Source organism: Streptomyces sp. NPDC054932, from assembly GCF_053610205.1.
On sequence record NZ_JBSGXU010000263.1, the window covers coordinates 1 to 9,126 of the forward strand.

A 9,126-nucleotide genomic window follows, 5' to 3' on the forward strand; every position below is an offset into this window, starting at 1 on the left:
CTTCCAGCCCGTCCGGCGTTTGAGGCCGGGTCCGGGCGGAGCCCGGTTCCGGGAAGGGGCGGGGTGGGGGAAGGCCCCGCAGGGTCAGCCCGCCGCCGCGTCGCAGGCCTGGGCGCGCAGGGCCCGGGCCAGGTCGTCGCGGGACTCCAGGACCAGGCGGCGCAGCGCCGGAGCCGCATCCGCGTGGGCCGACAGCCACGCGTCGGTGGCATCCAGCGTGGCGGAGTCACCCTGCAGGGCCGGGTACAGCCCCTTCACCACGTCCATCGCGATCTGGATCGACCGGTCCGCCCACACCCGCTCGATCACCTCGAAGTAGCGCCCCGCGTAGGCCGCCAGCAGACCCCGCTGCGAGGGCTGCTGCATGCCCGCGATCGTCGCCTCCACCAGCGCGTTCGACAGCGCGTCCGACTCGACCACCGCCGCCCACGCCTGGTCCTTGACCGCCTGCGAGGGCCGCGCCGCCAGGCACCGCACCTGGTGCCGCTTGCCCGAGGCCGTGTCGTCGCGCGCCAGTTCGGCGGCGAGCACACCCTCGTCCACCGCCCCGTGCGCGGCGAGCGGCAGCAGGAAGTCCCAGCGCAGCTCCTGGTCCACGTCCAGCCCGTCGATCCGCGCCGAGCCCTCCAGCAGCCCCAGCAGCAGCTGGAAGTCGCCCTCGGTCGCCGCACTCGCCGCGAAGAAGCGGGCCCAGGTCAGCTGGTGCTCCGACCCCGGCGCCGCGAACCGCAGTTCGTGCAGCGCGCCCGCCGCCAGCTCCCGGCCGCCCTGCTCGCGCCAGCCCGGCGCCGCGTAGTGGGTGACCGAGGTGAGCGCCTGCGCGTGCAGCATCTGCAGGACGCCGACGTCCGTCTCGCGGCCCGCGTGCGCCAGCACCAGCGAGACGAAGTCGCGCGCCGGCATCAGGCCGTCGCGCGTCAGGTTCCACAGCGCCGACCAGCTCAGTGCCCGCGCGAGCGGGTCCTTCAGGTCGCCGAGGTGCGCCCGCAGCGTGGCCAGCGAGCCCTCGTCGAAGCGGATCTTGCAGTAGGTGAGGTCCTCGTCGTTGACCAGGACCAGGTCCGGCCGCTCGGTCCCGGCCAGCTCGGCGACGACCGTCCGCGCGCCCGACACGTCCGCGTCGGCCCGTGCGTAGCGGACCAGCGTCCCGTCGGACTCCAGCCGGTACAGGCCCACCGCGACCCGGTGCGGGCGGAGCTCGTCGCCCTCCTGGACGACGGCCAGTTCGGTCACGCGGCCGCCCGCGTCATAGGTGATCACCGGCGTCAGCGCGTTCACCCCGGCGGTCTGCAGCCAGGCGCGCGACCACTCGGCCATGTCCCGCCCGGAGACCTCCGCGAGCACCGACAGCAGGTCGTCCAGCGTGGTGTTCCCGTACGCGTTGGCCTTGAAGTAGCGCCGCGCGCCCTCCAGGAAGGCCTCCCGGCCCACGTAGGCGACCAGCTGCTTGAGCACCGCCGCGCCCTTGGCGTAGGTGATGCCGTCGAAGTTCAGCTTGGCGTCCTCCAGGTCACGGATGTCGGCCGTGATCGGGTGGGTGGACGGCAGCTGGTCGGCGCGGTAGGCCCACGCCTTGCGGTTGTTGGCGAAGGTGACCCACGCCTGGTCGAAGCGGGTGGCCTCGACCAGCGCGAAGGAGCCCATGAAGTCCGCGAAGGACTCCTTCAGCCACAGGTCGTCCCACCACTTCATGGTGACCAGGTCGCCGAACCACATGTGCGCCATCTCGTGCAGGATCGTGTTCGAGCGACGCTCGTACGAGGCCTGCGTGACCTTCCCGCGGAAGATGTACTCCTCCCGGAACGTCACCATGCCGGGGTTCTCCATCGCGCCCAGGTTGTACTCCGGGACGAAGGCCTGGTCGTACTTCCCGAAGGGGTAGGGGTAGTCGAAGATCTCGTGGAAGAGGTCGAAGCCCTGCTTGGTGACGAGGAAGATGTCGTCCGCGTCGAAGTGCTTCGCCAGCCCCTTGCGGCACATCGCGCCCAGCGGGATGGTCAGGTCCCCGCGCGTGTAGGAGTCCGTCACGTAGTGGTAGGGGCCCGCGACCACGCACGTGATGTACGTGGAGATCGGCGCGGTCTCGGCGAACCGCCACACGCCTGCCTCGCGGGACTCCTCCGCGCCGTTGCTCCACACCTGCCAGCCCTCGGGAGCCGTCACCTCGAAGCGGTACGGGGCCTTGAGGTCGGGCTGCTCGAAGTTCGCGTACACCCGCCGGGCGTCGGCGGGCTCGTACTGGGTGTAGAGGTAGACCTCGCCGTCCTCCGGGTCCACGAAGCGGTGCAGGCCCTCGCCCGTCCGGCTGTAGGCGCAGTTCGCGTCCACGACGAGGACGTTCTCGGAGGCCAGGCCGTCGAGGGAGATCCGGGCGCCGTCGAAGACGGCGGCCACGTCCAGCGCGCGCCCGTTCAGGGTCACGGCGTTCACCGAAGGGGCGATCAGGTCCGCGAAGGTGGAGGAGCCGGCGGCCGCGGCGCGGAAGCGGATCGTCGTCACCGAGCGGAAGGTCCGGGGACCCTCGGCCGGTTCGGCCTCGTCCACGGCGGAGCGGATGTCGAGGACCACCTCGTACCCGTCGACGGACAGCAGCTCGGCCCGCTCACGGGCCTCGTCGCGGGACAGATTCTCTCCGGGCACGTGCACTCCTTCGTGCGTGATCGCGTTCTTGTGTCGAATCCTCGCACGAGGGAATGCGCGCCACTCGGTACTCGTTGGTGACGGGGAACGTGAGCCCAGTGATGCCCTTTTGCGACCCCTGCCGAGACTGAGGAGAGACATGACCGACACCCAGGTGCGCGAGAAGACCCCGGTCGACTTCTGGTTCGACCCGCTCTGCCCTTGGGCCTGGATGACGTCCCGCTGGATGGTCGAGGTCGAGAAGGTCCGCGACGTCGAGGTCCGCTGGCACGTGATGAGCCTCGCGGTGCTCAACGAGAACAAGCTCGACGAGCTGCCCGAGACCTACCGAGAGCTGCTCGGCCCCAAGGGCTGGGCCCCGGTGCGCGTGGTCATAGCGGCGCAGCAGAAGCATGGTGAGGAAGTCACCGGCAAGCTCTACACCGCGCTCGGCACCCGCATCCACAATGACGAGAAGGGTCCGACCCGCGAGGTGATCGCCGAGGCGCTGGCCGAGGTCGGCCTGCCGGCCGAGCTGCTCGCGTACGCCGACTCGGACGAGTACGACGAGGTGCTGCGGGCCTCGCACAACGACGGCATAGACCGGGTGGGCCAGGAGGTCGGCACCCCGGTGATCTCCGTTCCGGGCGCCGAGGGCGACGTGGCCTTCTTCGGCCCGGTGGTCACCCCGACCCCGCGGGGCGACGCGGCCGCCCGGCTCTGGGACGGCACCCTGCTCGTCGCCTCGACCCCGGGCTTCTACGAGATCAAGCGCACCCGTACCAAGGGCCCGTCCTTCGAGTAGGACCTGCCGGTACGCACAGAAGACCCCCGTGAGTCACGTCCTCACGGGGGTCTTCCGTTCAACACGCCCGCAAGTGAAGGTTGAGAAGACGATCACGAGGCGGACGGGTCTGTGGTGGTGCGATCAGCCCTTGGCGGGGATCAGCAGCGGGGTGTTCGCCTTGGCGTCGGCGTAGCGCCCGGACACGTCCTGCCAGTTGACGACGTTCCACATCGCCTCGATGAAGTCCACCTTCTGGTTCTTGTACTGAAGGTAGAAGGCGTGCTCCCAGGCGTCGAAGACCAGGATCGGGGTGCTGGCCACGCCCACGTTGCCCTGGTGGTCGTAGACCTGCTCGACGACCAGACGGCCGCTGACGGGCTCGTACGCGAGCACGCCCCAGCCGGAGCCCTGGGTGGCGGAGGAGGCGAAGGTCAGCTGCTTCTTGAACTTCGCGAAGGACCCGAAGGATTCGGTGATCGCGTCGGCCAGGTCGCCCAGGCCGTCGGCCGCGGTGGGCTCGCCGCCGCCCTCGCCGGTCTTCGGGCTGGCCATGTTGTGCCAGTAGATGCTGTGCAGGATGTGGCCGGAGAGGTGGAACGCGAGGTTCTTCTCGAGGCCGTTGAGCGCGCCCCAGTTCTCCTTGTCGCGCGCCTCCGCCAGCTGCTCCAGCGTGTTGTTGGCGCCCGTGACGTAGGCCGCGTGGTGCTTGTCGTGGTGCAGCTCGATGATCTGCGGGTTGATCACCGGCTCCAGCGCCGCGTAGTCGTACGGAAGCTCAGGAAGCGTGTAGATGGCCATGCGTGTTATCCGGTCCCCTCGGCGTGCCAATCGCTTATTGCAATCAATGCGCAACTGCACGCTAGCAGTATCTATTCCACCTCACACGTAAGGGTTACCTCTGTAAAACGCAGGTGGGCCCCGTGCGAACGCACGGGGCCCACCTGCGGTCGAGGGGCAGTCAGCGGGCGTCGGCCGCACCGCGCTGCAGGGCGCGTTTCTGCAGGACCCAGCCGGTCGCCGCGAGGGCGACGGCGAGCCCGCCGGTGAAGATCACCTGGACCCGGGTGTCCTCGCCCAGGGCCATCAGAACCAGGACCCCGGCCACCCCGGCCAGCGCCACCCAGGTCAGATACGGGAAGCCCCACATCTTCACGACCAGCTTCTCGGGGGCCTCGCGCTCCAGCCGCCGGCGCAGCAGGAACTGCGAGACGGCGATGAAGCCCCAGACGATCAGGATGACCCCGCCCACCATGTTCAGCAGCCAGGCGAACAGGGTGTCCGGGTACCAGTAGGACAGCAGCACGGTGACGAAGCCGAAGCCGCAGGAGGCGAGCACCGCCCGGCGCGGCACCCGGCCGGTGACCTTGCCCAGTGCCTTGGGGCCCTGGCCGCGGGAGACGAGTGAGTGGGCCATGCGCGAGGAGCCGTAGATGTTGGCGTTCATCGCGGACATCAGGGCGATCAGGATGACCACGTTCATGATCTCGCCGGCGGCCGGGATGCCCAGCCGGTCCAGGGTGGCGGCGTAGGGGCCGTCCGCCGTGACCGCCGGGTCGTTCCACGGCAGGAGGGTGACGATGACGAGCATGGAGCCCACGTAGACGATCGCGATCCGCCACATGGTGGTCCGCACGGCCTTGGCCACGCCCTTGACCGGATTCTCGGACTCGGCGGCCGCGATGGTCACCGTCTCCAGTCCGCCGTACGCGACGACCGAGGCCAGCAGGCCGACCAGCAGGCCGTCCACGCCATTGGGCAGGAAGCCGCCGTCGTGCAGCAGGTTGGCGGCGCCGGGGGAGTCGGTGCCGGGCAGCAGACCGAGCACGGCGAGCACGCCCAGACCGAGGAAGAGCGCGATCGCGCCGATCTTGAGGGCGGCGAACCAGAACTCGAACTCGCCGAAGTTCGAGACGGCGGCGAGGTTGGAGCCGCAGAACACCGCCATGAAGACCAGCACCCACATCCAGGACGGGGTGCCCGGGAACCAGCCGGTCATGATGTGCGCCGCGCCGATGCCCTCGATGGCCACGCCCACGCACAGCAGGATCCAGAACATCCAGCCGGCGGTGAATCCGGCCCAGGGGCCGATCGCCCGCTCCGCGTGCACGGAGAAGGAGCCGGAGGCGGGGTTGGCGGCCGACATCTCGCCGAGCATCCGCATCACGAACATCACCAGCAGCCCGGACGCGGCGTACGCGAGCACGATCGAGGGGCCCGCGGCGGCGATGCCGGCGCCGGAGCCGACGAAGAGTCCGGCGCCGATGACGCCGCCGAGGGCGATCATCGAGAGGTGGCGCTGCTTGAGTCCGTTGCCGAGCGGGGAGCCGGCGTCGGTCTGCGGGGGTTCGAGGGGCGTCAGGGTGCTCTGACTCATTGGGGTGTGCCTGTCCGGTGTGCGGGGGGACGTGATGAGGTGCCCCAGTCTCACCTCTGTCCGATCTTCGGATGGTTGACGTCCGATATGCGGACGGCCGGATGACCGGCCGTGATCATCCCCGTACGCTGCCGACAGGACGCGGGTGACACGACGACAGGGGGAGCGGTGGAAGAACGAATGGACCACGGCATACGGGAACTGGCCGCCACGGGCCGGGGGGTGCTCGTCACCGGGGCCTCGCGGGGCATCGGGCGGGCCATCGCCACGGCCTTCGCCGAGCGGGGCGACCGGGTGGCGGTGCACTGCACGGTCCGGCAGGCGGACGCCGAGCGCACCCTCGCGGACCTGCCGGGCGAGGGCCACGTCCTCGTCGGCGGCGACCTCGCCGACCCGGCCCGCGTGGAAGCCCTCGCGGCCGAGACCGAGGAGGCGCTCGGCGGCATCGACGTCCTCGTGAACAACGCCGCCGTGATGGTCGCGCACCCGCTGCCCACGACCTCGTACGCCGACTGGCAGGAGGCCTGGCGGCAGACGGCCGCCGTGAACCTCTTCGGCCCGGCCAACCTCACCCACTGCGTCGCCCGCCGCATGATCGCCGGCCGGCGGGAGGGCCGCGTCGTCAACATCGGCTCGCGCGGGGCGTTCCGCGGCGAGCCCGACCACCCCGCCTACGGCGCCACCAAGGCGGCCCTGCACGCGCTCGGCCAGTCCCTCGCCGTCTCCCTGGCCCCGCACGGCATCGCCGTGGCCTCCGTGGCGCCCGGCTTCGTGGCCACCGAGCGGGTCGCCGGGCGGCTCGACGGGGAGGAGGGCGAGCGGATCCGGGCGCAGAGCCCCTTCGGACGGGTCGGCACGCCGGAAGAGATCGCCGCCGCCGTGCTGCACCTGGCCTCGCCCGCCGCGCGCTGGAGCTCGGGCACCGTGCTCGACGTCAACGGAGCCTCGTACCTGCGCACCTGACGCGCGAAGGCCCCCCGCGCCGGGAGCGCGGGGGGCCTTCGCACGGGCCGGCGCCTTGGGCCGGTGGTCCGTCAGGACTTCGCGGTGCGCCGCTCCCGCAGCTCGCGGACGCCCGCAACGGCCAGGACCAGCGCGGCCGCGCCCGTCGACCACAGCAGCTGGGGCCGCGCCGAATCGTCGAACAGCATCAGCACCAGCACCGCCGCCATCCCGAGCAGCGCCGCCCAGGTCGCGTACGGGAACAGCCACATCGGCAGGGTCAGCCGCTCGGGCATGTCCCGCTCGATCCGGCGGCGCAGCTTCAGCTGCGAGACGGCGATCAGCGCCCACACGAACAGCAGCACCGCTCCGACCGCGTTGAGCATGTAGAGGAAGATCGTGTCCGGCCACAGCAGGTTGAGCACGACCGACACGAAGCCGAAGGCCACCGAGGCGAACACCGCCCGGCGCGGCACGCCGCCGCCCGAGACCTTCAGCAGCGACTTGGGCGCCTCACCGCGCTCGGCCAGCGAGAACACCATGCGCGAGGATCCGTACAGGTTCGCGTTGAGCGCCGACAGCAGCGCCACGAACACCACGATGTTCATGATCTGCCCGGCCGCCGGGATGCCGATCGAGTCGAGGACGGCGACGTAGGGGCTCTCGCCCGGCTTCAGCGAGTCCCACGGCAGCAGCGTCACGATGACCACCATCGAGCCGACGTAGAAGAAGAGGATGCGCCACACCGCGCTGCGCACCGCCCGGGACACCGACCGCGCCGGGTCGTCCGACTCGGCGGCCGCGATGGTGACGACCTCCAGGCCGCCGAAGGCGAAGATGACGGCGAGCATGCCGGCGACCACTCCGCCGAAGCCCTCGGGGAAGAAGCCGCCCTGACCGGTGAGGTTGGCCATGCCGACCGGTTCCGTGTCCGGGAGCAGGCCGAAGACCGCGAGGGTGCCGAGGATCAGGAAGAGCACGATCGCGCCGACCTTGAGGGCGGCGAACCAGAACTCGAACTCGCCGAAGTTCTTCACCGCGGCCAGGTTGCTCACGGTGAAGACCACCATGAAGAGCAGTACCCAGACCCACTGGTCGACCGACGGCACCCAGCCGTTCGCGATCTTCGCCGCTCCGGTGGCCTCCACGGCCAGCACCACGACCAGCAGGAACCAGTACAGCCAGCCTGCCGAGAAGCCGGCCCAGCGCCCGAGCGCCCGCTCCGCGTAGACGGAGAAGGAGCCCGAGGCGGGCATCGCGGCCGACATCTCGCCCAGGGCCCGCATCACCAGCATCGCGAGGACGCCGGCGAGCAGATAGGAGCAGATGATCGCCGGTCCGGCGATGCCGATGCCGGCTCCGGAGCCGACGAAGAGCCCGGCGCCGATGACGCCGCCGAGGCCCAGCATGGTCAGGTGGCGCTGCTTGAGGCTGTGGCTGAGGGGTTCCGCGGGCAGGTCGCCCGTCGTGGGAGGTGCTTCTTCCAGGCGCTCGCTCATGAAGGGTGCTCGTACTCTCGTTCGGCCCAGCGGCGGTGGGGCTCCGCGTCAGGATTGGCGGGACCCTACAGTCTCACTGAGCGGCGGGCGTCCGTGCAAAACGGACGTGCTGTCTGATCCTCCTCGTGACGAGGATCACTTCGTCTCGGGTGTGATGCGCAGGCTTTGTGAAATCCCCACCAAAGCGGGGAGCGGGGCTTTGTCCCGGGTGGCGGTGGGGCGGCGGGGGGCCGCGCACTAGCGTCGGTGATCGTCCTGCCACCCCCATCCCGTGGAGCCTCCCGATGAGCACTGCCTCCGTCTCCCTCCGGCCCGGCGCCGTCCTCGCCGACCTGCTGCCCGCGAGCCGCGTCCGCGACATCGCGCTCGTCGTCGGCGGCGCCGCGCTCACCGGCCTGGCCGCCCAGATCGCGGTTCCCGTTCCCGGCTCCCCGGTCCCCGTCACCGGCCAGACCTTCGCCGCGCTGCTCGTCGGTACGGCCTTCGGCGCCCGCCGCGGCTTCCTGGCGCTGGCGCTGTACGCCCTCGTCGGCATGGCCGGCGTGCCGTGGTTTGCGGGCGGGACCTCCGGAGCGGGCGGCGCCTCCTTCGGGTACGTGCTCGGCATGCTGCTCGCCGCCACCCTCGTCGGCGCCCTCGCGCGGCGGGGCGGCGACCGCTCGGTGCTGCGCACGGCCGGCCTGATGGTGCTGGGCTCGGCCGTGATCTACGCGGTGGGCGTGCCGTACCTGATGGCCGCCACCGGGATGTCCCTCGGCGTGGCCGTCGCGAAGGGCGTGGTCCCGTTCCTGATCGGCGACGCCCTCAAGGCCGCGCTGGCCATGGGCGCCCTGCCCGCCGCCTGGAAGCTGGTCGGCCGCCGCGGCTGACCACCCCCCGAACGCACCGGAGCCCGGCCCGCCTTG

Annotated in this window: 7 protein-coding genes; 3 read left to right on the forward strand and 4 right to left on the reverse strand. The window is 71.0% G+C overall.

What is annotated here, in order from left to right:
• Window positions 1-84: 84 nt before the first annotated feature.
• The gene (gene pepN, locus ACWGE1_RS37910) at window positions 85-2,640 is read right to left on the reverse strand and encodes an aminopeptidase N (RefSeq protein WP_453425019.1); all 2,556 of its coding nucleotides are present in this window, start codon (window positions 2,638-2,640) and stop codon (window positions 85-87) included.
• A 139-nt stretch (window positions 2,641-2,779) separates the two neighbouring features.
• Here pepN and ACWGE1_RS37915 point away from each other — a divergent pair, with 139 nt between their 5' ends.
• A complete protein-coding gene (locus ACWGE1_RS37915) occupies window positions 2,780-3,424 on the forward strand; it encodes a mycothiol-dependent nitroreductase Rv2466c family protein (protein ID WP_266391394.1) in 645 nt (214 codons plus the stop codon).
• A 123-nt stretch (window positions 3,425-3,547) separates the two neighbouring features.
• On the opposite strand, the gene ACWGE1_RS37920 is transcribed toward ACWGE1_RS37915, so the two are convergent.
• Window positions 3,548-4,204: a superoxide dismutase gene (locus tag ACWGE1_RS37920; protein ID WP_189964402.1), complete on the reverse strand. Its 657-nt coding sequence runs from the start codon at window positions 4,202-4,204 to the stop codon at window positions 3,548-3,550.
• Window positions 4,205-4,364: 160 nt separating this feature from the next.
• The gene (locus tag ACWGE1_RS37925; protein WP_453425020.1) at window positions 4,365-5,780 is read right to left on the reverse strand and encodes an amino acid permease; all 1,416 of its coding nucleotides are present in this window, start codon (window positions 5,778-5,780) and stop codon (window positions 4,365-4,367) included.
• A 180-nt stretch (window positions 5,781-5,960) separates the two neighbouring features.
• Between ACWGE1_RS37925 and ACWGE1_RS37930 the strand changes: the two genes are divergently transcribed.
• The gene (locus ACWGE1_RS37930) at window positions 5,961-6,743 is read left to right on the forward strand and encodes an SDR family NAD(P)-dependent oxidoreductase (RefSeq protein ID WP_453425021.1); all 783 of its coding nucleotides are present in this window, start codon (window positions 5,961-5,963) and stop codon (window positions 6,741-6,743) included.
• A gap of 71 nt (window positions 6,744-6,814) precedes the next feature.
• On the opposite strand, the gene ACWGE1_RS37935 is transcribed toward ACWGE1_RS37930, so the two are convergent.
• A complete protein-coding gene (locus ACWGE1_RS37935; RefSeq protein WP_453425022.1) occupies window positions 6,815-8,221 on the reverse strand; it encodes an amino acid permease in 1,407 nt (468 codons plus the stop codon).
• Between the two features lie 284 nt (window positions 8,222-8,505).
• Between ACWGE1_RS37935 and ACWGE1_RS37940 the strand changes: the two genes are divergently transcribed.
• Window positions 8,506-9,090 (forward strand): biotin transporter BioY, encoded by a 585-nt coding sequence (locus tag ACWGE1_RS37940; RefSeq protein WP_453425023.1) that lies wholly within the window; start codon window positions 8,506-8,508, stop codon window positions 9,088-9,090.
• Window positions 9,091-9,126: the final 36 nt, after the last annotated feature.